Raw genomic sequence first — 25,484 nt, forward strand, 5'->3', positions numbered from 1 at the left:
ACATGCGGCGGCGGGGTTTCGGCGAAGATAGGTCCCGACCTTTGCCCTGAGGCGGGGCGGGAACAACTACCCATTTGGGGCGGTGAGTTACAAATGTTTTTGGCGGCCGGTAAGGGCGACATCAACACCATTATTGGCGGAATCGCCCCCAACTGGGGGCCTTTCGGCACCCTGGGCAACGAGGCCCGCGTGATGATCGAGGTCATCATGGCCGTGGCCATCCTGCTCTGCCTGGCCATCGCCATCTGGGGCGCGGCGAAACAGCGCATCGGCGCCACGGCCCTGCGCGACACCTTCAGCGCCGAGCAGGGCAAGGGATTGATCGTCGCCGGCCTGACCGGTGTGTTCATCATCGGTTCGCTCGGCACCCTGTTCACCATCGTCTACGGCATGGCGGTCTGACGCCCGGCTGTCTTTTCGGTACCCCTCACCCCCATCCACCCGCGCATCCGCCCGCGCAGGCCCTCCCGTCCCTGATTCCCCCCGCCACCGAGGCTGCCTCCTGATGCCCCCTCACACCCCCACGTGCTCCCCCCGGAATCCGTTCACCCCGCTACCGTCTTACGGGGACGGCAAGCCAGCGACGACGTACGAGGGAGCAGGCGAGCGATGAGTCTCGGCGACGACGGTTACGGCGACGACCGCCACATGACCCGCACGCGTCTCCCCGAGGGCGAGTTCGCCCCGCACGCGCAGCCACGTCGCGGGCTTCCCTCCCGGCGGAACCTGATGACGGTCGTCGGGGTGGTGGTGCTGCTCATTGCGGCCATCGCCTTTGCGAACCGCGGCGGGGGCGACGGCAGTTCGGGGAACGGAGGTTCCGGTTCCGGCACCGACAAGGGCGCGAGCAGCCGGGCGACGGCGCCCACGGGCACCAAACCCGTGGAGGGGAAGGGGGCTTCCGGGCTTCCTTCGGGGTTCGCCCATTCGGAGCAGGGGGTGCAGTCCGCTGCCGCGAACTTTGCGGTGGCGTTGGGGAGTGACGGGATGTTCCGGGCGGATACGCGGCATGCGATCGTCGCAGCCGTTCACACGCCCGATGCCGGATCCGCCCTTCAAGGCGACCTCGACAAGGCCTACTCTCCGGACTTCCTGAAGAACGTCGGCCTCCAGCCCGACGGTACGGCCCCCAAGGGCCTGACCTTCGTCTCGCGCACCGTTCCGGTGGGGTCGAAAGCCACCGAGTACGGCGACGACAGCGCCACCGTCGAGGTCTGGTGCACCGGCCTCGTGGGCCTCGCGGGCCAAGGGTCGACGAAGCCTGTGGCGCAGACCTGGTTCACCCTCACCGAGAAGCTCCGCTGGGTGGACAACGACTGGAAGGTCGCGTCGTCCAGCCAGAAGCAGGGACCAGCGCCCGTGAGCGGGGACGACCGCGCAGCGGGGGCCGACGAGATCGCCAACGCGGTCAGTGGTTACGGAGGGTTCACATATGCCAGGTAGCCGCCGTACACGCGCGTTCTCGGCAACCGCGGCAGTGGTCGCCGTCCAGGTGACGCTCATGTCCTGGGCCGCCCGGGCGTCCGCAGCCCCGGGCCCGACGGCGACGCCGGTGCCGACGCCCGCGACCACGCCCTCCACGCTCCCCTCGGGCTCCCCCGCAGCCACGCCGACGCCCAGCCCCTCCCAGAGCGGCAGCGACCCGTGCGACCTCATCGTGGGCCAGGCCAAGGACTACTGCAGGGGCAAAGGCAACACGGGCACGGCGCCGTCCCCCAACGACCCCCAATCCACCCTCGACCCCCTCTCCTCCCTGGCCAAAGGCTGTGCCGACGCCGCCGCGTGGATCATCAAGAAGCTGTCGCAGGCCGTCCATTCCACCGGCAACGTCGACTTCACCAACGCGTCCTTCCTCCGCCAGTACGCCGTCGTCTTCGCCGCGTCCACCGTCCTGACCCTGGTCCTGTGGCTGCTGGCCGTCGCCAAGCGGGCCGTGCGCGGGGTGCCGTTCAGCGAGGCGGTGACCGAGGCCGTGGGGTTCCTCTGGCTCACCGTGCTGGCGTCCGCGTTCACGCCGCTGATCCTCTACACGGTCGTCAACGCCACCGACGCCGTCACGGACGTGATCGCCACGGGCGCGTCGTCCAACAACGACACGTTCTTCGGCGGGTTCGCCGACGCCCTGCAGAAGGGCAACAACATCGGCGGCGGCCCGATCATGCTGATCGTCGTCTCGCTCGTCTCCGTGCTCGCCGCAGGCGTGCTGTGGCTGGAGCTGGTGATCCGGGCCGCGCTGCTCTACGTCGGCGCGCTGCTCGGAACCGCCGTGTACGCGGGGCTCGTCGACAAGAACATGTGGGGGCATGTCCGCCGCTGGGCGGGCATCATGATCGCGGTGATCCTGGTGAAGCCGATCATCGTGGTCGTGCTGGGCCTGGCCGGGGCGCTGTCGTCCGGCAAGGGGCCCAACTCCTTCTCCGCCGTGGTGTCCGGCCTCGCGATCATCGTGCTGGCCATCTTCGCCAGCGCGATGATCTACCGCTTCGTCCCCGGCTTCGGCGACGAGATCGTCAGCAGCCGCAACGCCAGCAAGGACGCGGCGTCCCGCCAGGCGGCCGCCGTGATCTCCTCGCCCGCCGCCCTCGTCAAGCAGGGCATCACCACCCACAGCGCCCGCGGCGACGGCAACGGCAACGGCGCCGCCCCGCAGCAGGCCCGCCCCGCCAACCCCGTCTCGGGCGGCGTGACCGCCCACGGCGCCCGCCCGGGCCCCCCGGCCGCGCCCGGTGGCGGCAGCGGCAGTGGCGGCGGCAGCGCTCCCTCCGCAGTCCCCGCGCCCCGCACGGCGCAGAACCACAGCAACGGCAAGTCTTCCGGAGGTGAGCGGAGTTGACGATGCCGGCGCAGTCCCAGCCGATCGCGGCCCGCCGTACGTATCTGATCGGCCGCGCCCGCCCCAACGCGGTGGTCGGCAAGAACCGGGAGACCGGCGAGATCGCACTGATCATCGCGGGGGCGTTCCTCGGCATGATGTGCGGGCTGCTGGTGCCGATCCTCCCGCTGCGGATCGTCACGCTCAGCGGCTTCCCCGCGCTCGCGCTCGCCGCCGTCTACGTGCCGTACAAGGGCCGGACGTTCTACAAGTGGTTCGAGATCAACCGCTCGTACAAGCGGACCCTGCGCCGCGGCACGACGTACCGTTCCGGCGTCGCCGAGGCGGGTACGCGCCTGGACGGGCGCGAGGTCGAGGTCGGCCCGCCGCCCGGCATCGGGCGGATCAACTGGCTGGCCGCGCCCTTCGGGCCGGACGAGATCGCCGTCCTGCTGCACGCGGACCGGCGCACCGTGACGGCCGCCATCGAGATCGAGGGACCGGGCGTCGGCCTGCGCGACTCGGAGGACCAGGAGGCGCTCGTCGAACGCTTCGGCACGCTGCTCAAGCACGTCGCCAACGGCGACGGCTACGTCACCCGCATCCAGATGCTCGCCCGTACGCTGCCCGCCGACCCGGACGCGCACGCCAAGGACGTCGAGCGGCGCGGTAACGACACCGCGCCGGCCTGGCTGAAGGATTCGTACGACCAGCTGCAGTCGATGGTGTCGACGTCGTCCGAGCAGCACCGCGCGTACCTGGTCGCGTGCATGCACTACGGCCGCGAGCTGTCCGCAGAGGCCCAGGCCATCGCCCGCGCCTCCAAGCACGAGGGCGGCAGGCGCAAGCTGGACCGCGACGGTGCACTCGCCGTCGTCATGGCGCGCGAGCTGACGGACATCTGCGCCCGGCTCGCCGAGGCCGACATCCGGGTCCGGCAGCCGCTCGGCCAGAGCCGGCTGGCCTCGCTCGTGCACTCGATGTACGACCCGGACCACCCGATCGACCACATCCAGGCGATGACCCAGCGCAACGCCTGGCCGGCCGAGCTGGACGCGATGGAGGCCACCTACCTGCAGGCGAAGACGCGCGAGTCGGCCACCCGGGCGCCCTGGTGCCACTCGACCGCCTGGGTGAAGGAGTGGCCGATGACGCCGGTGGGCGTCAACTTCCTGGCCCCGCTGCTCGTTCACACGCCGGACGTCATCCGCACGGTCGCCGTGTGCATGGATCTGGAGCCGACCGAGGTGGCCATCGAGCGGATGCTGACCGAGAAGACGAACGACGACGCCGACGCCTCGCGCGCCGCCAAGATGAACCGGGTCGTCGACCCCCGCGACGTCGCCCACCACTCGCGCGTCGACCAGCGCGGCGAGGACCTCGCCAGCGGAGCGGCCGGCGTCAACCTCGTCGGGTACATCACCGTCTCGTCCCGGTCGCCGGAGGCGCTCGCCCGCGACAAGCGGACCATAAGAGCCTCGGCGGGCAAGAGCTACCTCAAGCTCGAGTGGTGCGACCGCGAGCACCACCGCGCCTTCGTCAACACGCTGCCGTTCGCGACCGGCATCCGACGATAGAGGGATGTGAGGGGTTTCCCGTGCTCGATCCGCTCGCCGCCGTCACCGACGCCTTCACCAGCCTGCTCTTCGGCAAGGTGGAGACCACCCGGCTGCCGGTGCGGACCTCCACCGGCCAGGCGCAGGCCGTCTACCTCCCCACCGCGGCCCCCGGCCTCGGCGACTCGGGAGTGATCATCGGGCGCGAGGTGTACTCCGGCAAGGGCTATATCTACGACCCGTTCCAGCTGTACGGGCAGCAGCTGCCCGCACCCCACTGGCTCGTCCTGGGCGAGTCCGGCAACGGCAAGTCGGCTCTGGAGAAGACGTACGTCCTGCGGCAGTTGCGGTTCCGCGACCGGCAGGTCGTCGTCCTGGACGCACAGGGCGAGGACGGCGTCGGCGAGTGGAACCTCATCGCCGAGCAGCTGGGCATAGCGCCCATCCGGCTGGACCCGATGTCCGCCCGGGAGGGCGGCACCGTGCTCAACCCGCTCGACCCGGCGATCACCACGACCGGGCAGCTGGCCCTGCTGCGCACCATCATCGAGGTCGCGACGGGCCGCGGCCTGGACGAGCGGGCGGGCTTCGCGCTCAAGGTCGCGCACGCGGCCGTGCTCGATGGATTCGGCTCCGCCGAGGGGAACGAGACCATCACCGGCCGGCAGCCGGTGCTCACGGACATCGTCGAGCAACTGCGGCACCCCGAGGCCGAGTCGGCCGAGGCGATGAACGTCGACATAGACGACGTCCGCGCCTGGGGCCTGGACGTCGCCCTGGTGCTGGACCGCCTGATCGACGGCGACCTGCGCGGCATGTTCGACGGCCCCACGAGCGTGGGCATCGACCTCGACGCACCGCTGATCGTCTTCGACCTCTCCCGCATCGACCGCAACTCCATCGCCATGCCGATCCTGATGGCGATCGTCGGCGTCTGGCTGGAGCACACCTGGATCCGGCCGGACCGCAAGAAGCGCATCTTCCTGGTCGAAGAGGCCTGGCACATCATCAACTCCCCATTCGTGGCCCAGCTGTTCCAGCGGCTGCTGAAGTTCGGACGGCGGCTGGGCCTGTCGTTCGTGGCGGTCGTGCACCACCTGTCGGACGTGGTCGACGGCGCGGCGGCGAAGGAGGCCGCGGCCATCCTGAAGATGGCCTCCACGCGCACCATCTACGCGCAGAAGGCGGACGAGGCCCGGGCCACCGGCCGGGTGCTGGGCCTGCCGCGCTGGGCGGTCGAGATCATTCCGACCCTGACGCCGGGCATCGCCGTCTGGGACGTCAACGGCAACGTGCAGGTCGTCAAGCACCTCGTCACCGACGCCGAACGCCCGCTGGTCTACACCGACCGGGCCATGACCGAGGAGGGCACCGCCCGCGAACTCGCCGCCGAGGCCGAGGCCGCGGAACGGGCGCACGCGGCAATAAGCACGCCGTACGCGGACGAGCCGTACGGATCGGCCGAATCTTCTGAATCTTCCGAGTCTTCCGAATCGACGGTGGCGTGAGATGACGCCGGGGGGCGGCGAGCCGGGAACGTCCCGGCCGGAACGGGGAATTCCCGACGGGGTGCTCGTCAGCGTCATCGCGTTCCTGCTGGGGCTGACGCTCCTGGTCTGGACGGCGACGGGCTTCGCGGCCCTGCTCGTCCACGGCAGCTGGCCGCACGGGGTGACCGTCCTGCACACCCCGCAGGCGATGCGGCACCTGATGACCCAGCCCCGCGACCTGCCCGCCGCCTGGCCGGAGACCACGCGGGGCGAACTGTCGGGGTACGGGCTCTTCTGGGGCATCCTCGTCGGCGAACTGCTGGTCGCCGTCGTGCTGATGGTGTTCGTCATAGGCACGCTGGCCCGGTGGCGGGCGGTCCGGGAACGGGCCCGGGCGGGGGCGCGGGAGGCGGAGCCCGCGGCGGACGGAACGGTGCCTGCGCAGGCGACGGCCGTTGCGGCGACGGGCGTTGCGGCTCCTGCAGCGCCTGTGGTCGCGGAACCCCCGGTGACACAGCCGGTCCCCGTGCCCGCTCCTGCCCCGGCCCCGGCCCCGGCCCCCGCCACGGAAGCCACCGCGCCGGCAACCACGCCCGCGCGCCTCGTCTACGCAACGGGCGCCGCCCGCCGCCCGATCGCGACCCGCGCGGTCCTCGAGGCCGCCGGGCCCGTCCTCGTCACCACCAGCGACCCCCAACTCTGGGCGGACACCCGCGGATCACGCGCCAAGCTGGGCCCGGTGCACGTCTTCGACCCCAGCCACCTCCTCGACACCCCCGACCGCCTCCGCTGGAGCCCCACCGCGGGCTGCGAGTCCCGCGCCACCGCCGGCGCCCGCGCGGCCGCGCTCCTCGCGCCCGTACGCCCCCCGAGCGCCCTGGACTCGGCCACCGCCGACACCGCCGAGACACTGCTGCGCTGTTGGCTGCACGCCGCCGCCGTGGACGGCCGACCCTTTCGTCAACTGCACCGCTGGGCACAGGGGTCGGCGGCGCACGAGCCCGTACGCATCCTGCGCACGCACCCCAAGGCGACGGGCGGGGCGGCGGGCGAGCTGGAGTCCGCGCTCACGGCGCACCCCGAACGGCGCGACATCGCGCAGGAGTTGACGGCGCGTGCGCTGGGCGCGCTCGACTCCATCCACATCCGCGACGCGTGCAACCCCCACCGGGCGGATTCGCTGGCGCTGGAATCATTCATCGCCGAAGGGGGAACGCTCTACGTGGTGGGTGAGGCGATTGAGGATCCCCGCACCCGCCCGGGTGCGATGCCGTTGCTGACCGCACTCGCCGCAAGCGTGGTCGAGCGCGGCCGGGGCATTGCCGAACGGTCATCCTCCGGTCGGCTCGACCCACCACTCACCCTGGTGCTGGACGATGTGGCGGCCGTGGCGCCGCTGCCGTCCCTGCCGGAACTCCTGGAGCAGGGCGAGGAGTCGGGGCTGCCGGTGCTGGCCCTGATGCGCTCGCAGGAACAGGGCCGGGCACGGTGGCCGCGAGCCGCCGCCTTCGGGGCACGGGCGTAGGGCCTCGCCCCGAAGGGGCGCGGGGCTCTGTTTGATATGCGGCTCCGTCGCGTGGGCGCGACCAGCCACCGCCGGCCTGCAGCCGACACACCACCCAGGGGTCCGGGGCGAAGCCCCGGGACGTCGACTACGCGACCCACTCGTCCGGCGTGCGGTCGGGCGCCTGTGACCTGATCTCGGCGATGAGCAGCTGCAGCAGGTCGGTGGAGTTGCCAGGAGGCAGGGCGTCGAGGGCGGCCTGGGCGTAGGCGAGGCCGCCGGCCACGTCCCCGGACCGGGCCAGTACGAGGCCCCGGTGCAGTTCCATGTGCGTGGCGAACCGCAGGAGTTGCGGCGGCAGTTCGCGCTGCGTCTCGTCGTAGGCGAGGTCGGCCCGCTTCTCGTCCCCCAGCCGGGTCGACAGCAGGGAGAGGAAGCCGTTCACGCGCCAGGCGGGTATGTCGAAGTCGCTCACCTTCCCGGATATGGAGAAGGGCCGAGGGCTCCCGGAGGCCTCGGCGCCGTCGAAGGCCCTGCGCGCGTCGTCGGCGAGCTGCAGGGCCTCCGTCCGCTCCCCGCGGATGGCGGCCGAGCAGGCCTTGCTCAGATTGGCGGCGACGAGCCCCGGCGACGGCTTCCCGCCGAGGGCCAGGGCCTGGTCGGCGAACATGTCGGCGAGACCGAGGGAGGTGCCCCAGTACCCCAGGGACAGCACGGCCCGGCCACGCACCCAGACGCGGATCCCGCGGTCCCCCGAGCGGTCCGCCGCCTCGGCGGCCGACCGGTACCAGGAGGCGGCCCTGGCCTCCTCGGCCTGCGAGAAGGTCGTCGCATACATGGTCATCAGCAGCGCGGCCACCGCCCACATCCGGGGCTCGTCGAGCTGCTGCTGGACGACGACCAGGTCGTCGGCGAGCCGGCGCTGCATCTCGGCCGCCCCGAGGACCAGGTAGTCGACGCCGTGCCGGGCCAGCCTGGCCTCCCACTCCTCCAGCGCGGGTCCGCCCCGCAGCCGCACGGCGAACCCCCGGCTCAGCAGGTCGTCGGCCACCGCGGGCGCGACCTTGGCCACGAGGCCGTCCGGTACCCCCGCGACGCCCCGCCCGGCCCCCGCCCCTTCGAGCACGCTCAGCGGGACGCCCAGAGCCACGGCCAGATGCCGCAGGTAGAAAGGCCCGGGACGGACCTTGCCGCGCTCCCACCCGCTGACGTACTCGCGCGTGAGGTTCGCCCCGGAGGTGCGGTTGAGCTCCGCGGCCAGCCTGCCCTGGCTCCACCCCTGCGCCTTGCGCAGGTCCCTGATGAGATCGCCGATCATCACGGACACAATCTTGCCCCTAAAAATGCCACTACCGAACGCCGATGGTGCAGGAGAGAGTGGCAATCGAGTCACGGGGGAAGACGACGGGCCCGGATGCGCAACGGGGGAACGCATCCGGGCCCGTCGTTTTACCGGTTTCACCGGTTCTATCGGTTTTACCGGTCCCCGAAGCCGGCCTCGACGATCCGGCCGACGACCGCGTTGCCCTCCTCGCCCTTGGCGTCCGTCGCGTTCACGGAGTACACGAGGGTCCGCGAGAGGTCACGCGTGGCGCCGAACCCGTCCTGATAGCCGTAGCGGGCGCCCGTCTTGCCGTAGACGACCTTGTTCCCGACCTTGATCCGGCTCAGGCCGCTCGTGTACGCCGCCTTGCCGCCGCCGTACATCGGAACGTCCGGAACCGTGAACATCAGCTCCAGCTCCTGCTGCGGCACGACCCGGCCCGTGAAGAGGGCGGTCATGAACCGCTCGATGTCGGCCGTCGTGGTGATGAGGTCGCCGGAGGCCCAGGTGCAGGACTGGTCCCACGCGGTGACGTCCTCCAGGTGCGTGGTGCCGTCCTTGTCCTTCACCGCCTGGTAGCCGTGGGTGTGCGGACCGCGGATCCCGGTCGCGTTCCCCGGGCTGTAGGTGTCCTTCAGCCTGAGCGGCTCGAGCACGCGGTCGCGGAGCTCCTGCTCGTAGCTGCGCCCGGTGACCTTCTCGATCAGCAGGCCGAGCACGTTGTACCCGATGTTGCTGTAGTGCTGCTGGGTGCCCGGCTGGAACTCCATGCCCTGGCCGAAGCCGGCCTGGACGAGCTTGCGGTGGTCCCACGTGGTGAAGCGCCCGCCGGTGTCGCCGCTGGGCAGCCCGCTCGTGTAGTTGAGCAGCTGCTCGACCCGCACCTCCGGGTAGTCGGCCGGCAGCAGGCCCGGCAGGTACTGCTGCACGGTCCCCTTGAGGTCCAGCTTGTGCTCGTGCACCAGCTGGAGCGCCACCGCCGCCGTGAACGCCTTCGTGACGCTGCCCGCACGGAAGCGCTCGTTCCCGTGCACCGCCCGGTGCGTGCGGATGTCGGACTGGCCGGACACGCCCGCCCAGTGCCCGTCCGTGCCGCCCACCCGCACCTGGGCCGCCGTCGCGTCCGTGCTCGGCAGCCCCGCTATGGCCTGGCGCAGCGCGGCGTCGTCCGGCCGGGCGGCAGCGGCGGGACCGGCCACGCCCATGCTCACGGCGGCAGCGGCAATGGCGGCTACAAGGGCAATCTTCTTACGGCGCACGGTGGTTCCCCGGTGAAATCGTCGGCAACTGCTGTCGGACGCACGACGAGCGGACCGGCCTCCGCCTGCACCATCACCAGGCTCACGGCGTGCGAGAGGACGTCGTGCATCTCCCGTGCAATGCGCGCCCGTTCCCGCTCCGCCGCGCGCTCGGCCTCCACCACGCGCGCCCGCTCCAGCTCGGTGGCGCGCGCCTCCACCGCCTCGGTGTACGCCTGCCGGGTACGGGTCAGCACGCCGAGGGCGTACACCATGCCGAAGAGGAAGAAGGCGAAGAGGTACTCACGAGCCGAGTCGGCACGCACCGCCGCGGCGACCGCGGTGAACGGCAGAGCAAACGCCAGGGTTGCCCGCCGCTGCCACACACCCGGGTACGCCAGAGCAGGGGCAGCACCTGAAGTGTCGTCCCGGCGTACGTGGCCCAGGTGGCGGGCGGCACGTCCACCGCGCGCGGCACGACGAACGGGATCGTGATCGCCGCCTGGACCACGACGGCGACCAGCGCATCAACGGCCCAGGGGCTGCGGAGCTTTATCCGCCGTGCGGAAAGCTGTCGTGCGGAGAACTGTCGTGCGGAAAGCATCAAATGGTCGGGCGCGGGCGGACGATCGCCAGCTCGTATTCCTTCTGCGCCGGGTCGTCGGGCAGGGCGAGGGTGAGACCGGTCGGCTCGAAGCCCATCTTCCGGTAGAACGCGCGGGCGCGGTCGTTCTGCTCGTGCACGAAGAGGCGCACACGCTCCACGGGAGGTTCGGTGAGCGCCCAGGACCATTCGAGAGCCGCCTCGAACAGGGCACGCGAGACACCGGTGGCGCGGTGCTCGGGGCGCACATAGACGCCGACGATGTGGGTCTGCGGCACAGCGGCCTCACCGGCGAAGCCTCCCTCGCCGCCGGGAAGTTCGACGAGGACGGTCGCGGTGCCGATCCATGCGCCGTCGGGCCCCTCGGCGACGAACGCGATGACGGCCTTCCCCTCGGCATTGTCCGCGGCCCGCTGCTGCCAGAAGCTGTCGGGCCGGGCGACCGCCTGGTCATAGGTGTCGAGAAAGGCGACGGGGGCGGCCGGGTCCTGGAGAGCCTCCAGCCTCAACTCCCTTACCTGCCGCCATTCATCGGCCAGTACGGATCTGATGGTGTGGTCCATCGGAAAATCGTCGCTCCCGGACGAAGCCGCGGGCAATGTGTTTTCCCTCTCGGGGGACAGGGCATACGGATGCCCGTGAACACCGAGCGCCCGACGCGGCCGACCGTTGTGGTGGTCATGGGAGATGCGGAGCTGGCCGCCGCCGTCCTGCACACCGAACTCCGGGCCCGGCTCGCGGAGGTGGCGGAACCGGGGCCCTGTGCGGTGCCGGAATCGCTGGCGTCACAGCCGGGCCGGGAGTCCGCCCTGGGGCCGGCCGACCTCCTGATCACGGGTTGGGGATGCCCCGCCCTGACAATGGATCTCCTCGCCGCCGCACCCCGGCTGAAGGCCGTCATCCATGCGGCGGGTTCGGTGAAGTCACTGGTGACGGAGGCCGTATGGGAACGCGGGCTGGTGGTCTCCTCCGCAGCGGACGCCAATGCCGGCCCCGTCGCCGACTACACCATGGCCGCCGTGGTGCTGGCAGGAAAGAAGGCCCTGAGCACGGCAGCGGCGTACGGGGCCGACGGGATCGACGGGACCGGGTGGCCCGGATTCCAGGACCGTCAGGGCCTGGACGGGCGATGCATCGGGGTCGTCGGCGCCTCCCGCATCGGCCGGAAGGTCATCGCCCGGCTCAACGCCTCGGAGGCCGGCTGCCAGGTCCTGCTGTACGACCCCTACGTCTCCGCAACGGAGGCCGCACGGCTGGGAGTCGAACGCGTCGACCTGAACACGCTGTGCCGGACGAGCACGATCGTCACGCTGCACGCCCCCGAACGCCCCGAAACCCGGTGGCTGTTGGATGCCGAACGGCTCGCGCTCATTCCCGACGGGGGCACGGTCATCAATACGGCGCGGGGCTCCCTGATCGACACGGAGGCATTGACACGCGAGTGCGCCTCGGGGCGTCTGGACGCCATTCTCGACGTGACCGATCCGGAGCCGCTGGAGCGGGGGCATCCGCTGATCACGCTGCCGAACGTCCTGCTCACTCCGCATATCGCCGGTGCCCAGGGCAGCGAGGTACGGCGGCTCGGGGCGTTCGCGGTGGGAGAGGTCGAGAGATGGGTACGGGGAATGCCGCTGCTGGGGAGGGTGCGGCGGGAGGAACTGGAAAGGCTGGCATAACGCAAGAAAGCCCTGACAGGGAACCGGAGTTCCCCGTCAGGGCTTTCTTCAACATTAGTTCGGCGGCGTCCTACTCTCCCACACGGTCCCCCATGCAGTACCATCGGCGCTGAAAGGCTTAGCTTCCGGGTTCGGAATGTAACCGGGCGTTTCCCTAACGCTATGACCACCGAAACACTATGAAGATATCGAACCGGATGTTCACACGGGTCGTTACTTCAGAACCTACACAGTGGACGCGAGCAACTGAGGACAAGCCCTCGGCCTATTAGTACCAGTCAGCTCCAACCGTTACCGGTCTTCCACACCTGGCCTATCAACCCAGTCGTCTACTGGGAGCCTTACCCCATCAAGTGGGTGGGAGTCCTCATCTCGAAGCAGGCTTCCCGCTTAGATGCTTTCAGCGGTTATCCCTCCCGAACGTAGCCAACCAGCCATGCCCTTGGCAGAACAACTGGCACACCAGAGGTTCGTCCGTCCCGGTCCTCTCGTACTAGGGACAGCCCTTCTCAAGACTCCTACGCGCGCAGCGGATAGGGACCGAACTGTCTCACGACGTTCTAAACCCAGCTCGCGTACCGCTTTAATGGGCGAACAGCCCAACCCTTGGGACCGACTCCAGCCCCAGGATGCGACGAGCCGACATCGAGGTGCCAAACCATCCCGTCGATATGGACTCTTGGGGAAGATCAGCCTGTTATCCCCGGGGTACCTTTTATCCGTTGAGCGACGGCGCTTCCACAAGCCACCGCCGGATCACTAGTCCCGACTTTCGTCCCTGCTCGACCCGTCGGTCTCACAGTCAAGCTCCCTTGTGCACTTACACTCAACACCTGATTGCCAACCAGGCTGAGGGAACCTTTGGGCGCCTCCGTTACCCTTTAGGAGGCAACCGCCCCAGTTAAACTACCCACCAGACACTGTCCCTGATCCGGATCACGGACCCAGGTTAGACATCCAGCACGACCAGAGTGGTATTTCAACAACGACTCCACACACACTGGCGTGCATGCTTCACAGTCTCCCACCTATCCTACACAAGCCGAACCGAACACCAATATCAAGCTATAGTAAAGGTCCCGGGGTCTTTCCGTCCTGCTGCGCGAAACGAGCATCTTTACTCGTAGTGCAATTTCACCGGGCCTATGGTTGAGACAGTCGAGAAGTCGTTACGCCATTCGTGCAGGTCGGAACTTACCCGACAAGGAATTTCGCTACCTTAGGATGGTTATAGTTACCACCGCCGTTTACTGGCGCTTAAGTTCTCAGCTTCGCACACCCGAAGATGCGCTAACCGGTCCCCTTAACGTTCCAGCACCGGGCAGGCGTCAGTCCGTATACATCGCCTTACGGCTTCGCACGGACCTGTGTTTTTAGTAAACAGTCGCTTCTCGCTGGTCTCTGCGGCCACACCCAGCTCAGGAAGTAAATCCCATCACCGGACATGGCCCCCCTTCTCCCGAAGTTACGGGGGCATTTTGCCGAGTTCCTTAACCATAGTTCACCCGAACGCCTCGGTATTCTCTACCTGACCACCTGAGTCGGTTTAGGGTACGGGCCGCCATGAAACTCGCTAGAGGCTTTTCTCGACAGCATAGGATCATCCACTTCACCACAATCGGCTCGGCATCAGGTCTCAGCCTCAACGTGTGACGGATTTGCCTATCACACGGCCTACACCCTTACCCCGGGACTACCACCGCCCGGGCTGGACTACCTTCCTGCGTCACCCCATCGCTTACCTACTACAAGTCTGGGTCGTCGGCTCCACCACTTTCCTTCACCCGAAGGATCCAGAACGGCTTCACGGACTTAGCATCGCCTGATTCGATATTGGGCGTTTCAAAGCGGGTACCGGAATATCAACCGGTTGTCCATCGACTACGCCTGTCGGCCTCGCCTTAGGTCCCGACTTACCCTGGGCAGATCAGCTTGACCCAGGAACCCTTAGTCAATCGGCGCACACGTTTCCCACGTGTGTATCGCTACTCATGCCTGCATTCTCACTCGTGAACCGTCCACAACTCGTTTCCACGGCTGCTTCACCCGGCACACGACGCTCCCCTACCCATCCACACACCCGTTAGGGCTATACATGTGAATGACACGACTTCGGCGGTACGCTTGAGCCCCGCTACATTGTCGGCGCGGAATCACTTGACCAGTGAGCTATTACGCACTCTTTCAAGGGTGGCTGCTTCTAAGCCAACCTCCTGGTTGTCTCTGCGACTCCACATCCTTTCCCACTTAGCGTACGCTTAGGGGCCTTAGTCGATGCTCTGGGCTGTTTCCCTCTCGACCATGGAGCTTATCCCCCACAGTCTCACTGCCGCGCTCTCACTTACCGGCATTCGGAGTTTGGCTAAGGTCAGTAACCCGGTAGGGCCCATCGCCTATCCAGTGCTCTACCTCCGGCAAGAAACACACGACGCTGCACCTAAATGCATTTCGGGGAGAACCAGCTATCACGGAGTTTGATTGGCCTTTCACCCCTAACCACAGGTCATCCCCCAGGTTTTCAACCCTGGTGGGTTCGGTCCTCCACGAAGTCTTACCTCCGCTTCAACCTGCCCATGGCTAGATCACTCCGCTTCGGGTCTAGAGCGTGCAACTCAAACGCCCTGTTCGGACTCGCTTTCGCTACGGCTTCCCCACACGGGTTAACCTCGCTACACACCGCTAACTCGCAGGCTCATTCTTCAAAAGGCACGCAGTCACGACATCAAGTGCAAGCACTTGATGCGACGCTCCCACGGCTTGTAGGCACACGGTTTCAGGTACTATTTCACTCCGCTCCCGCGGTACTTTTCACCATTCCCTCACGGTACTATCCGCTATCGGTCACCAGGGAATATTTAGGCTTAACGGGTGGTCCCGCCAGATTCACACGGGATTTCTCGGGCCCCGTGCTACTTGGGTGTCGCACAAGCAAGCCGCTGACGTTTCAGCTACGGGGGTCTTACCCTCTACGCCGGACCTTTCGCATGTCCTTCGCCTACGTCAACGGTTTCTGACTCGCCTCATGGCCGGCAGACCATGAAAGTGCGATCCCACAACCCCGCATGCGCAACCCCTGCCGGGTATCACACACATACGGTTTGGCCTCATCCAGTTTCGCTCGCCACTACTCCCGGAATCACGGTTGTTTTCTCTTCCTGCGGGTACTGAGATGTTTCACTTCCCCGCGTTCCCTCCACACTGCCTATGTGTTCAGCAGCGGGTGACAGCCCATGACGACTGCCGGGTTTCCCCATTCGGACACCCCCGGATCACAGCTCGGTTGACAGCTCCCCGGGGCCTATCGCGGCCTCCCACGTCCTTCATCGGTTCCTGGTGCCAAGGCATCCACCGTGCGCCCTTAAAAACTTGGCCACAGATGCTCGCGTCCACTGTGCAGTTCTCAAGCAACGACCAGCCACCCGTCACACACCACCATCAGGCAGTGCTACACCGGGGCCGGCATCGCAGAAGGTTCAGACCGTAGCCCGTACCCTCAGACACCCAACAGCGTGCCCGGCCCAGCCCTTTCCAGAATCCGTGTTCCACGCCGAAGCAGTACTAACGTCCCTCCAGGACTGTGCCGAATAGTCAACGTTCCACCCATGAGCAACCGTGCAAGACATTCGCTCGCAGTCGGCCATATGCTCCTTAGAAAGGAGGTGATCCAGCCGCACCTTCCGGTACGGCTACCTTGTTACGACTTCGTCCCAATCGCCAGTCCCACCTTCGACGGCTCCCTCCACAAGGGTTGGGCCACCGGCTTCGGGTGTTACCGACTTTCGTGACGTGACGGGCGGTGTGTACAAGGCCCGGGAACGTATTCACCGCAGCAATGCTGATCTGCGATTACTAGCAACTCCAACTTCATGGGGTCGAGTTGCAGACCCCAATCCGAACTGAGACCGGCTTTTTGAGATTCGCTCCACCTCACGGCATCGCAGCTCATTGTACCGGCCATTGTAGCACGTGTGCAGCCCAAGACATAAGGGGCATGATGACTTGACGTCGTCCCCACCTTCCTCCGAGTTGACCCCGGCAGTCTCCTGTGAGTCCCCATCACCCCGAAAGGCATGCTGGCAACACAGAACAAGGGTTGCGCTCGTTGCGGGACTTAACCCAACATCTCACGACACGAGCTGACGACAGCCATGCACCACCTGTACACCGACCACAAGGGGGCGACCATCTCTGGCCGTTTCCGGTGTATGTCAAGCCTTGGTAAGGTTCTTCGCGTTGCGTCGAATTAAGCCACATGCTCCGCTGCTTGTGCGGGCCCCCGTCAATTCCTTTGAGTTTTAGCCTTGCGGCCGTACTCCCCAGGCGGGGCACTTAATGCGTTAGCTGCGGCACGGACGACGTGGAATGTCGCCCACACCTAGTGCCCAACGTTTACGGCGTGGACTACCAGGGTATCTAATCCTGTTCGCTCCCCACGCTTTCGCTCCTCAGCGTCAGTATCGGCCCAGAGATCCGCCTTCGCCACCGGTGTTCCTCCTGATATCTGCGCATTTCACCGCTACACCAGGAATTCCGATCTCCCCTACCGAACTCTAGCCTGCCCGTATCGAATGCAGACCCGGGGTTAAGCCCCGGGCTTTCACATCCGACGCGACAAGCCGCCTACGAGCTCTTTACGCCCAATAATTCCGGACAACGCTTGCGCCCTACGTATTACCGCGGCTGCTGGCACGTAGTTAGCCGGCGCTTCTTCTGCAGGTACCGTCACTTGCGCTTCTTCCCTGCTGAAAGAGGTTTACAACCCGAAGGCCGTCATCCCTCACGCGGCGTCGCTGCATCAGGCTTTCGCCCATTGTGCAATATTCCCCACTGCTGCCTCCCGTAGGAGTCTGGGCCGTGTCTCAGTCCCAGTGTGGCCGGTCGCCCTCTCAGGCCGGCTACCCGTCGTCGCCTTGGTAGGCCATCACCCCACCAACAAGCTGATAGGCCGCGGGCTCATCCTGCACCGCCGGAGCTTTCCACCCCCGAGCATGCGCTCGAAGGTCGTATCCGGTATTAGACCCCGTTTCCAGGGCTTGTCCCAGAGTGCAGGGCAGATTGCCCACGTGTTACTCACCCGTTCGCCACTAATCCCCGGCCGAAACCGGTTCATCGTTCGACTTGCATGTGTTAAGCACGCCGCCAGCGTTCGTCCTGAGCCAGGATCAAACTCTCCGTGAATGCTTACCCGACTGCGTTTAATTAAAAACTGCGGGCTGACACTCGCGTTGAGCGGAACAACCAAGCGGAATAAGCCCGGCTGTTCACAGCGTCCTCGCTGTGTGTTTCAAAGGAACCTCATCCCACCGAAGCGGGACGGGGTTGTTTTATAGTCTGGCGTTGACTTTTGGCACGCTGTTGAGTTCTCAAGGAACGGACGCTTCCTTTGTACTCACCCTCTCGGGCTTTCCTCCGGGCGCTTCCCTTCATTGTTTCCAACCCTACCAGATCCGTTTTCCGTTCCGTTTCCGGTTCGGAATTTCGTTTCCGGCCCCCTGCTGGAGCGGGGTCTTTCGCGCCTCTCGGCGTGATCACTACTTTACCGGATTTCCCCCGCGACTCCTAATCGGAGTCCGTTCCGGAATTCGGGCACGCCGAAATCCATCCCGTTCAAGGGCCGTACAAGTGGTGGATCGCCGCCGATGCGGCTCGAACCGCTGCCCCGGCTTCCTCGCGGACCCCGTGGCAACTCGGAGAACTCTACACGAGGTTCAGGGGTGCTTGCGCCGCCCCTTCCGCTTGCGGCGGTCGTGGCGGGCGCAGGCCTCCTCGTACTCCCTGCGGTGCAGCTGTTCCCCGGGCGCCTCGACGAGGCAGCGGACGGCGTAGGCGAGCAGCGTTCCCACGAAGCCGATCAGCAGGAGGTTCTGCATCGACCGCTCGGCCGCCGCGTCCGCCGCGGAGGCCCGGCGGCGGACGAAGCCTTCCCAGGTGCGGCGGAAGGCGAGCGCGCTGCAGATCGCGAAGCCCGCCACTACCAGCACGTTCACCAGGCTGCCGACCTTGGCGATCGTCAGCCCTTCGAAGCCGAAGCGCAGGACGAGTGCCCCCGCCGCCGCTGCGAGCAGGGCGCCGAGGCCCACGCCCGCGCGCCGCAGTGCATAGCCGCCGTCGTGGTGCAGCCAGGTCGTGCCGAAGAATCGGATCGGCTCGGGACGGGGACCGTCCGCTGCCGTGTGCTCGCCGCTCATGGCTCGATTATTACGGTCCGTCCCGCTCTCAACCCGAGCAGCGGTCCGCCACCAGGCCGCTGCTGCCCGTCTTCACATAGGCGTCGGCGACGTACTGTCCGGGGCCGATGTTGTCCCAGATGTTCGAGGTGCCGCAGGGGCCGGAGACGGTCTCGCCGTAGGTCTGACAGCGGATCGGGATCCGGGAGCCCTGCGGGAGGACCTTCACGAGCTCGCTGTCGGTGCTCGGACCGCGGCGGACGTTGACCTGGTAGCCGGGTGCGATCGGGTAGGTGTCGGCCATCGCGGCTCTCCCCCGTGAGAGTGCTCAGGGCCCCGGCGGCGCACAAGAGGCGTCCGGGAGCCCTGGGGCACGTGAGACGTATGTAGACGTATGTAAATGCAACGGCAGGCTACAACCCGCCGTACGCGCTCCCGGGTCTGACGGGTGTCATCGATTAGGCTCGCGCCGCCGTCTACGGCCGAACAACACGGGGGTGGGGACCATGCGCCCGGAAGCGGACGATCCCGAGTACGCGGGTCGGTACCGCCTGGAGGGCCGGCTCGGCTCAGGGGGCATGGGGGTGGTGCACCTGGCCCGTTCCGCTTCGGGGCGACGCCTCGCGGTGAAGGTGGTGCACGCCGAGTACGCGGTGGACCCCGAGTTCAGGGCGCGGTTCCGGCAGGAGGTCGCCGCGGCGCGGCGGGTGAGCGGGGCGTTCACGGCGTCGGTGGTGGACGCGGACCCGGACGGCGAGCGGCCCTGGATGGCCACGGTCTTCATCCCCGGTCCCACGCTGGCCCACCGGGTGAAGCGGAACGGTCCGCTTGCGCCCGGTGAACTGCGGCGTCTGGCGGCCGGTCTGGCGGAGGCGCTGCGGGACATTCACCGTGCGGGGGTGGTGCACCGCGATCTCAAGCCGAGCAATGTGCTGCTCGCGGACGACGGGCCGAAGGTCATCGACTTCGGCATTTCCCGCCCGTACGACAGCGAACTGCGCACCGAGACGGGGAAGCTGATCGGTACACCGCCCTTCATGGCGCCCGAGCAGTTCCAGCGGCCGCGCGAGGTGGGGCCTGCGGCGGATGTGTTCGCGCTGGCGTCGCTGCTGGTGTTCGCGGCGACGGGGCGGGGGCCGTTCGAGTCGGACAGTCCGTACATCGTCGCGTACCAGGTCGTGCACGACGATCCCGATCTGGCCGGCGTGCCCGACGATCTCGTACCGCTGATCCGCGACTGTCTGGCCAAGGAACCGGCGGAGCGGCCCACGCCGGACGTGCTGATGGCCCGGCTGTCCCGGCCGGTGCCGCCGGAGGCGGCGGTCGTGCCTGCGCCCGTGCCGGTCACAGCAGAGCCCGTGTCGGCACCCGATCCTTCGTCCGCTCCCTCACCCGCGTCCCGCCGGGGACCTCGCGGGCGGTGGCTCGCGGCCGCTGCCGTGACCATCGTGGCGCTCACAGCCAGTGGCACGTGGCTGCTGAGCGAAGAGATAGACAAACTTGACGAGTCTCAACGCCCGAAGCAGCCGCACGCCGCCGGCTCCTCGTGGCAGCCCTGGGAGACGACCGTCCCGGAGGGCGGCGCCGGACAGGACGGTGAGGTGCGCTCCGGGTTCTGCACGTACGGGGACGGTGCGCTGTACTGCGCGGCGCGGGGTGTGCACGCCGCGCGGGTGGATGTCACGGGCGGCAAGGTGGCCTGGCGGCGGGCGGCTGTTGCGACGCTGCCGGGCCGGGGTGCACCGAGCGCGCCGCACGTGTCCGGCGGGTTGGTGCATGCCCTGTCGCCGGACAAGCGGGAGCTGTCCGCGCTCGATCCCCGGAGCGGCGAACCACGCTGGACGCGCGACGTGTCCGCGTACGGGGGCCGGATCTTCTACGCGGGCGACACGGTGCTGCTGGTCGGGGCGGGCGGTACGGTCACGGCGGTCGACGGTGCGACGAACAAGGAGCGGTGGAGCCACGGGCTTCCCGACGGCATCAAGCCGGTCTTCTCCTTCTACGGGAACGGGCCCGCGTATGCGGTGGCCCCGGCGCCGGACGGGCGGCGCACCCGGGTCGTGGCCGTCGACCCGGTGACCGGCCGGACGCTGTGGGACTGGTCGGGCATGGGCAACCTGTCGACCGTGGGCACGGGGCCGGAGGACGCGGTGTTCTTCACCGAGAACGACGTCGAGCAGCGCGTCACGTCCGTGGTGCGCTACGAGCCGGGCGGGGCGCGGGAGGTGCGGGTGCCGCTGCCGACGCGGCTGCAGGTGGCGAGCGCCGTGGCACAGGGCGATCAGGTGTATCTGCTGTCTGCGGACGGCGGGTTGACGGCCGTCGGGACGGAGCAGGCGGGCGGGAGCAGGCAGTGGGGGCGATTGTGGCGGCTGGAGACGTCCGTCTCCAATGCGTCGCAGCTGGTGGCTTCGGAGAGCAACCGCCTGTACTTCTCGGCCGCGGACGGGCGGCTGCTGGCCGTGGACAGCAGCGAGGGTGCGCTGCTGGGGCAGACGGGGGCGCGTCCGGGCAGGGCGGCCGGGGGTCTGGTGGACCTGGTGCCAGCGCCGGTGGTGGCGGAGGGGAAGGTGTTCGGGACGGCGCCGGACGGGACCGTGTTCGCGGTGGACGGGCTGAATCCGGCGGGGTGGCGGTGACGGGGCCCGTCACCGCCACCGGGGCTCAGCTCTCCAGCCGGCTGATGTCCCGGACCGCGCCCTTGTCAGCGCTCGTGGCCATCGCGGCGTAGGCGCGCAGGGCCTGCGAGACCTTGCGGTCGCGGGCCTTCGGCGCGTACGTGCCGCCGAGCGCCTCCCGGCGGGCGGCCAGTTCCTCGTCGCTCACGAGGAGTTCGATCGAGCGGGCCGGGATGTCGATGCGGATCCGGTCGCCGTCCTCGACGAGGGCGATGGTGCCGCCCGACGCCGCCTCGGGCGAGGCGTGGCCGATCGAGAGGCCCGACGTGCCGCCGGAGAAGCGGCCGTCGGTGATCAGGGCGCACTTGGCGCCCAGGCCGCGGCCCTTGAGGAAGGAGGTGGGGTAGAGCATCTCCTGCATGCCGGGGCCGCCCTTGGGGCCCTCGTAGCGGACGACGACCACGTCGCCCTCCTTGACGCGCTTGTTGAGGATGGCGTCGACCGCCTCCTCCTGGGACTCGACCACGACGGCCGGGCCCTCGAAGGTCCAGATCGACTCGTCGACGCCGGCGGTCTTCACCACGCAGCCGTCGACGGCGAGGTTGCCGTGGAGGACGGCCAGGCCGCCGTCGGCGGAGTAGGCGTGGGCGGTGTCGCGGATGCAGCCGCCCGCGGCGTCGAGGTCGAGGGACTGCCAGCGCTCGGACTGGGAGAAGGCCTCGGCCGAGCGGACGCAGCCGGGTGCGGCGTGGAACAGCTCGACGGCCTCCGTGCTCGGGGAACCGCCGCGCACGTCCCAGCGCTTGAGCCACTCGGCGAGCGAGTCGGCGTGGACGCTGTGGACCTCCTCGTGGAGGTGCCCGGCGCGCTGGAGTTCGCCCAGGATGGCGGGGATGCCGCCGGCCCGGTGGACGTCCTCCATGTGGTACGAGCCGTTGGGGGCGACCTTGCAGACGCAGGGGACGCGGCGCGAGACGGCGTCGATGTGCGGCATGCCGAAGTCGAGCCCGGCCTCCTGGGCGGCGGCCAGCAGGTGCAGGACGGTGTTGGTGGAGCCGCCCATGGCCACGTCGAGGGCCATGGCGTTCTCGAAGGCGGCCCGGGAGGCGACGGAGCGCGGGAGGACGGTGGCGTCGTCCTGCTCGTACCAGCGCTTGGTGATCTCGACGACGGTGCGGCCGGCGGCCTCGTAGAGGTCCTTGCGGGCGGTGTGGGTGGCGAGCGTCGAGCCGTTGCCCGGCAGGGCCAGGCCGAGGGCCTCGACGAGGCAGTTCATGGAGTTGGCGGTGAACATGCCGGAGCAGGAGCCGCAGGTCGGGCAGGCGGCCTCCTCGATGCGGGCCAGGTCCTCGTCGGAGACGCTCTCGGAGACGGCCTCGGACATGGCGCTGATGAGGTCGAGGTTGGTGCGGACGGTGCCGTCGACCAGGGTCGTCTTGCCGGCCTCCATGGGGCCGCCGGAGACGAAGACGGTGGGGATGTTCAGCCGCAGGGCGGCCATCAGCATGCCGGGCGTGATCTTGTCGCAGTTGGAGATGCAGATCAGCGCGTCGGCGCAGTGCGCCTCGGTCATGTACTCGACGGAGTCGGCGATCAGGTCGCGGGAGGGCAGCGAGTAGAGCATGCCGCCGTGGCCCATGGCGATGCCGTCGTCGACGGCGATGGTGTTGAACTCGCGGGGCACGCCGCCCGCCGCCTTGATCGCGTCGGAGACGATCCGGCCGACGGGCTGGAGGTGGGTGTGGCCCGGGACGAATTCGGTGAAGCTGTTCGCCACCGCGATGATCGGCTTGCCGAAGTCCTCGCGCGCTACGCCTGCTGCCCTCAGAAGGGCTCGGGCGCCCGCCATGTTGCGGCCGTGGGTGACGGTACGGGACCTCAGCTCGGGCATTGCGCTGCTCCACTCGTCGTCGCAGTCCTGTCTCCCGAGACTACGCCCGTGATCCGGGATCCGGACGGGGTCTCCGAAATGTGAGACGGGAATGCAGGTCCGCGGCCGTGCTCACTCCCCCGTGAGGTGCCGCTGCACGGCCGGCGCGAGCATGGCGACGACCTGCTCGACGTCCGCCGACGCCAGCGGTTCGATCCTGATGACGTAGCGCAGCAGCGCCGCCCCGACCAGCTGGGACGCGGCCAGCTCCGCCCGCAGCCGGGCGTCCGGGACGTCCAGGCCGTCGGCGATCCGGGCCATCAGCCGGGTGCTGAGCAGGTCGCGGAAGATCGCGGCGGCGGTCTCGTTGGCGATGGCCGAGCGGACGACGGCGAGCAGCGGCGCGCGGCTGACGGGGTTGTCCCACACGCCGAGGAAGAAGCGCGTCAGCCGTTCCCCGACCTCGTCCCGGCCGCCTGCCAGGACGATGTCCGGGGCTTCGAGCACGGGCGCGGCGACCACTTCCACGGCGGCCGCGAAGACCTGTTCCTTGGGTCCGAAGTAGTGGTGGACGAGGGCGGGGTCGACGCCCGCGCCGCGGGCGATGCCGCGGATGGACGCCTTGTCGTAGCCGTGCTCGGCGAACTCGGCGCGGGCCGCGGCGACGATGCGCTCGCGGGCGCCGGGGCCGCCGTCCGCGTCCGCGCGGGCGGGGCGGCCGCGTCTGCGCGGGGCCGGGGTGGCGGGGGTGGCGGTCACGGCCGGGGCACGCCCGTCGGGGAGGCGAGGTGGAGACGGGTGTAGGCGAGGGCCTCGGCGAGGTCTGCCTCGCGCTCGGCCGCGGACATGGCGCGGCGGGTGTTGACCTCGATGACGATGTGGCCGTCGAAGCCGCTGACGGCCAGCCGTTCCAGGAGTTCGGCGCAGGGCTGCTTGCCGCGGCCGGGGACGAGGTGCTCGTCCTTGGCGGAGCCGTTGCCGTCGGCGAGGTGGATGTGGGCCAGGCGGTCGCCCATGCGGTCGATCATCTGGAGGGCGTCGGTCCGCGCGGTCGAGGTGTGGGAGAGGTCGACGGTGAAGTGCCGGTAGTCGTCCTTGGTGACGTCCCAGTCGGGCGCGTAGGCGAGCATCTCGCGGTCGCGGTAGCGCCAGGGGTACATGTTCTCCACGGCGAACCGGACGTCGGTCTCGTCCGCCATGCGCCAGATGCCGCGCACGAAGTCGCGTGCGTAGGACCGCTGCCAGCGGAACGGCGGGTGGACGACGACGGTGCTCGCGCCGAGTTTCTCGGCGGCCGTGCGGGCGCGCTGCAGCTTGACCCAGGGGTCCGTCGACCACACGCGCTGGGTGATCAGCAGACAGGGGGCGTGAACGGCCAGGATGGGCACCTGGTGGTAGTCCGACAGCCGGCGCAGGGCGTCGATGTCCTGGCTGACGGGGTCGGTCCACACCATGACCTCGACGCCGTCGTAGCCGAGGCGGGCGGCGATCTCGAAGGCCGTCGCCGTCGACTCCGGGTAGACCGAAGCCGTGGACAGCGCGACCTTCGCATCCGGAATGCGCACCACTGGCTCTGTCACGAGGGACAGCGTATGCCCGCCCCTCCCGCCGGGGGCAGGTGGTCCGGGCGTGCGGCACGTCACCCGGCGGGCAGGGGCCGGCACCGGGTCATCCGGTGGGCAGGTGGTCCAGGCGGCGCAGGATGACGCCCTCGCGCAGGGCCCAGGGGCAGATGTCCAGTTCGTCCACGCCGTACAGGTCCATGGCCGCCTCCGCGACGAGGGCCCCGGCGAGCAGCTGGGACGCCCGCCCCTCGGACACTCCGGGCAGGGCGGCGCGCTGGGCCGAGGTCATCTCGGCGAGCCGGGGCACCCAGTCCTCCAGGGCCTTCCGGCTGAGGGTGCGCTGGGTGTAGAGGCCTTCGGCGGAGCGGGCGGCGCCGGCGATGCGGGCGAGCTGTTTGAAGGTCTTGGAGGTGGCGACGGTGCGGTCCGGCTCGCCGTGCCGGGCGAAGTCGCCGACGGTGCGGGCGATCTCGGTACGGACGTGCCGGCGCAGCGCCCGGACGTCCGCGGGGTCGGAGGGGTCGCCGGGGAGCCAGGCGGTGGTGAGCCGGCCGGCGCCGAGGGGGACGGACGAGGCGACGACGGGGTCCTCGTCCATGCCGTAGGCGACCTCCAGGGAGCCGCCGCCGATGTCGAGGACAAGGAGCTTTCCGGACGACCAGCCGAACCAGCGGCGGGCGGCCAGGAAGGTGAGCCGGGCCTCCTCGTCGCCGGTGAGGACGGGGAGGGTGATGCCGGTCTCGTGGTGGACGCGGGCCAGCACGTCGTCGGCGTTGGGGGCTTCGCGGACGGCGGAGGTGGCGAAGGGGAGGACCTCCTCGACGCCCTTGTCCTCGGCCGCCTCCAGCGCGTCCTTGATCACGGCGATGAGCCGTTCGACCCCGGCATCGCTTATGGCGCCCTCGTCGTCGATCAGCTCCGCCAGGCGCAGTTCGGCCTTGTGGGAGTGGGCGGGCAGGGGGCGCGCACCGGGGTGCGCGTCGACCACCAGCAGATGGACGGTATTGGAACCCACGTCGAGGACACCGAGTCTCATGGCCTGAACGCTACTGCGGGGTCG

The 25,484-nt window shown here is 68.6% G+C and carries 18 protein-coding genes and 3 rRNA genes; 8 read left to right on the top strand and 13 right to left on the bottom strand.

Going from position 1 to position 25,484, the window contains the following annotated elements; all coding sequences use genetic code 11:
• Positions 1-93 precede the first annotated feature (93 nt).
• The 6 genes from ACMATS_RS16675 (at position 94) to ACMATS_RS16700 (ending at position 7,383) form a co-directional block, all read left to right on the top strand.
• Entirely contained in the window at positions 94-402 is a 309-nt protein-coding gene (locus ACMATS_RS16675; protein WP_171086940.1) for a hypothetical protein, read from the top strand.
• Positions 403-609: 207 nt separating this feature from the next.
• On the top strand, positions 610-1,443 hold the full coding sequence (locus ACMATS_RS16680) for a hypothetical protein (RefSeq protein WP_414168318.1): 834 nt from the start codon (positions 610-612) through the stop codon (positions 1,441-1,443).
• Positions 1,433-2,833 (top strand): hypothetical protein, encoded by a 1,401-nt coding sequence (locus ACMATS_RS16685; protein ID WP_414168319.1) that lies wholly within the window; start codon positions 1,433-1,435, stop codon positions 2,831-2,833. Before ACMATS_RS16680 ends, ACMATS_RS16685 begins: the two co-directional genes overlap by 11 nt.
• A gap of 2 nt (positions 2,834-2,835) precedes the next feature.
• Complete coding sequence (locus ACMATS_RS16690) at positions 2,836-4,389, top strand: SCO6880 family protein (RefSeq protein WP_391153721.1); 1,554 nt, start codon at positions 2,836-2,838, stop codon at positions 4,387-4,389.
• A gap of 20 nt (positions 4,390-4,409) precedes the next feature.
• Positions 4,410-5,876, top strand: coding sequence for an ATP-binding protein (locus tag ACMATS_RS16695; RefSeq protein WP_390781690.1), 1,467 nt, complete (start codon positions 4,410-4,412; stop codon positions 5,874-5,876).
• 1 nt (position 5,877) lies between these two features.
• On the top strand, positions 5,878-7,383 hold the full coding sequence (locus tag ACMATS_RS16700; protein WP_414168320.1) for a type VI secretion protein: 1,506 nt from the start codon (positions 5,878-5,880) through the stop codon (positions 7,381-7,383).
• Between the two features lie 127 nt (positions 7,384-7,510).
• On the opposite strand, the gene ACMATS_RS16705 is transcribed toward ACMATS_RS16700, so the two are convergent.
• From ACMATS_RS16705 to ACMATS_RS16720, 4 genes are all read right to left on the bottom strand, one after another.
• Positions 7,511-8,680 carry a helix-turn-helix domain-containing protein gene (locus tag ACMATS_RS16705; protein ID WP_414170739.1) on the bottom strand — a complete coding sequence of 390 codons (1,170 nt, stop codon included), beginning with the start codon at positions 8,678-8,680 and terminating at the stop codon, positions 7,511-7,513.
• A gap of 158 nt (positions 8,681-8,838) precedes the next feature.
• On the bottom strand, positions 8,839-9,945 hold the full coding sequence (locus ACMATS_RS16710) for a serine hydrolase domain-containing protein (protein WP_414168321.1): 1,107 nt from the start codon (positions 9,943-9,945) through the stop codon (positions 8,839-8,841).
• Positions 9,918-10,310 carry a histidine kinase gene (locus ACMATS_RS16715; RefSeq protein ID WP_414168322.1) on the bottom strand — a complete coding sequence of 131 codons (393 nt, stop codon included), beginning with the start codon at positions 10,308-10,310 and terminating at the stop codon, positions 9,918-9,920. Before ACMATS_RS16715 ends, ACMATS_RS16710 begins: the two co-directional genes overlap by 28 nt.
• Positions 10,311-10,527: 217 nt before the next feature.
• Positions 10,528-11,091, bottom strand: coding sequence for a GNAT family N-acetyltransferase (locus ACMATS_RS16720; RefSeq protein ID WP_414168323.1), 564 nt, complete (start codon positions 11,089-11,091; stop codon positions 10,528-10,530).
• A gap of 69 nt (positions 11,092-11,160) precedes the next feature.
• On the opposite strand from ACMATS_RS16720, the gene ACMATS_RS16725 reads away from it, so the two are divergent.
• Entirely contained in the window at positions 11,161-12,204 is a 1,044-nt protein-coding gene (locus ACMATS_RS16725) for a hydroxyacid dehydrogenase (protein WP_414168324.1), read from the top strand.
• 57 nt (positions 12,205-12,261) lie between these two features.
• On the opposite strand, the gene rrf is transcribed toward ACMATS_RS16725, so the two are convergent.
• The 5 genes from rrf to ACMATS_RS16750 all read right to left on the bottom strand — a co-directional run bounded on the left by rrf (position 12,262) and on the right by ACMATS_RS16750 (position 18,675).
• Positions 12,262-12,378 (bottom strand): 5S ribosomal RNA (gene rrf / locus ACMATS_RS16730).
• A 74-nt stretch (positions 12,379-12,452) separates the two neighbouring features.
• Positions 12,453-15,576 (bottom strand): 23S ribosomal RNA (locus tag ACMATS_RS16735).
• A 280-nt stretch (positions 15,577-15,856) separates the two neighbouring features.
• Positions 15,857-17,382 (bottom strand): 16S ribosomal RNA (locus tag ACMATS_RS16740).
• Together the 16S, 23S and 5S rRNA genes form the textbook arrangement of a ribosomal RNA operon.
• Before the next feature lie 530 nt (positions 17,383-17,912).
• Positions 17,913-18,392: a hypothetical protein gene (locus ACMATS_RS16745; RefSeq protein ID WP_390776820.1), complete on the bottom strand. Its 480-nt coding sequence runs from the start codon at positions 18,390-18,392 to the stop codon at positions 17,913-17,915.
• Between the two features lie 28 nt (positions 18,393-18,420).
• Positions 18,421-18,675, bottom strand: coding sequence for an SH3 domain-containing protein (locus ACMATS_RS16750; RefSeq protein WP_336417362.1), 255 nt, complete (start codon positions 18,673-18,675; stop codon positions 18,421-18,423).
• Positions 18,676-18,877: 202 nt separating this feature from the next.
• Here ACMATS_RS16750 and ACMATS_RS16755 point away from each other — a divergent pair, with 202 nt between their 5' ends.
• Positions 18,878-21,010 carry a protein kinase domain-containing protein gene (locus ACMATS_RS16755; protein ID WP_390776821.1) on the top strand — a complete coding sequence of 711 codons (2,133 nt, stop codon included), beginning with the start codon at positions 18,878-18,880 and terminating at the stop codon, positions 21,008-21,010.
• A gap of 25 nt (positions 21,011-21,035) precedes the next feature.
• On the opposite strand, the gene ilvD is transcribed toward ACMATS_RS16755, so the two are convergent.
• From ilvD to ACMATS_RS16775, 4 genes are all read right to left on the bottom strand, one after another.
• Positions 21,036-22,880 (bottom strand): dihydroxy-acid dehydratase, encoded by a 1,845-nt coding sequence (gene ilvD / locus ACMATS_RS16760; RefSeq protein WP_390776822.1) that lies wholly within the window; start codon positions 22,878-22,880, stop codon positions 21,036-21,038.
• A gap of 111 nt (positions 22,881-22,991) precedes the next feature.
• Positions 22,992-23,618, bottom strand: coding sequence for a TetR family transcriptional regulator (locus ACMATS_RS16765; protein ID WP_414168325.1), 627 nt, complete (start codon positions 23,616-23,618; stop codon positions 22,992-22,994).
• A complete protein-coding gene (locus tag ACMATS_RS16770) occupies positions 23,615-24,439 on the bottom strand; it encodes a sugar phosphate isomerase/epimerase family protein (protein ID WP_171083662.1) in 825 nt (274 codons plus the stop codon). Before ACMATS_RS16770 ends, ACMATS_RS16765 begins: the two co-directional genes overlap by 4 nt.
• Before the next feature lie 88 nt (positions 24,440-24,527).
• Entirely contained in the window at positions 24,528-25,460 is a 933-nt protein-coding gene (locus ACMATS_RS16775) for a Ppx/GppA family phosphatase (RefSeq protein ID WP_390776824.1), read from the bottom strand.
• Positions 25,461-25,484 lie beyond the last annotated feature (24 nt).

Origin of the sequence: Streptoverticillium reticulum, assembly GCF_047456005.1 — a bacterium.
Taxonomy (GTDB): domain Bacteria; phylum Actinomycetota; class Actinomycetes; order Streptomycetales; family Streptomycetaceae; genus Streptomyces; species Streptomyces reticulum.

What these genes read in the sequence shown, in the direction of transcription:
- ACMATS_RS16675 (WP_171086940.1), top strand. Translation starts at nt 94, where the DNA reads ATGTTTTTGGCGGCCGGTAAGGGCGACATCAACACCATTATTGGCGGA.
- ACMATS_RS16680 (WP_414168318.1), top strand. Translation starts at nt 610, where the DNA reads ATGAGTCTCGGCGACGACGGTTACGGCGACGACCGCCACATGACCCGC.
- ACMATS_RS16685 (WP_414168319.1), top strand. Translation starts at nt 1,433, where the DNA reads ATGCCAGGTAGCCGCCGTACACGCGCGTTCTCGGCAACCGCGGCAGTG.
- ACMATS_RS16690 (WP_391153721.1), top strand. Translation starts at nt 2,836, where the DNA reads ATGCCGGCGCAGTCCCAGCCGATCGCGGCCCGCCGTACGTATCTGATC.
- ACMATS_RS16700 (WP_414168320.1), top strand. Translation starts at nt 5,878, where the DNA reads ATGACGCCGGGGGGCGGCGAGCCGGGAACGTCCCGGCCGGAACGGGGA.
- ACMATS_RS16705 (WP_414170739.1), bottom strand. Translation starts at nt 8,680, where the DNA reads ATGATCGGCGATCTCATCAGGGACCTGCGCAAGGCGCAGGGGTGGAGC.
- ACMATS_RS16720 (WP_414168323.1), bottom strand. Translation starts at nt 11,091, where the DNA reads ATGGACCACACCATCAGATCCGTACTGGCCGATGAATGGCGGCAGGTA.
- ACMATS_RS16725 (WP_414168324.1), top strand. Translation starts at nt 11,161, where the DNA reads ATGCCCGTGAACACCGAGCGCCCGACGCGGCCGACCGTTGTGGTGGTC.
- ACMATS_RS16745 (WP_390776820.1), bottom strand. Translation starts at nt 18,392, where the DNA reads ATGAGCGGCGAGCACACGGCAGCGGACGGTCCCCGTCCCGAGCCGATC.
- ACMATS_RS16750 (WP_336417362.1), bottom strand. Translation starts at nt 18,675, where the DNA reads ATGGCCGACACCTACCCGATCGCACCCGGCTACCAGGTCAACGTCCGC.
- ACMATS_RS16755 (WP_390776821.1), top strand. Translation starts at nt 18,878, where the DNA reads ATGCGCCCGGAAGCGGACGATCCCGAGTACGCGGGTCGGTACCGCCTG.
- ilvD (WP_390776822.1), bottom strand. Translation starts at nt 22,880, where the DNA reads ATGCCCGAGCTGAGGTCCCGTACCGTCACCCACGGCCGCAACATGGCG.
- ACMATS_RS16775 (WP_390776824.1), bottom strand. Translation starts at nt 25,460, where the DNA reads ATGAGACTCGGTGTCCTCGACGTGGGTTCCAATACCGTCCATCTGCTG.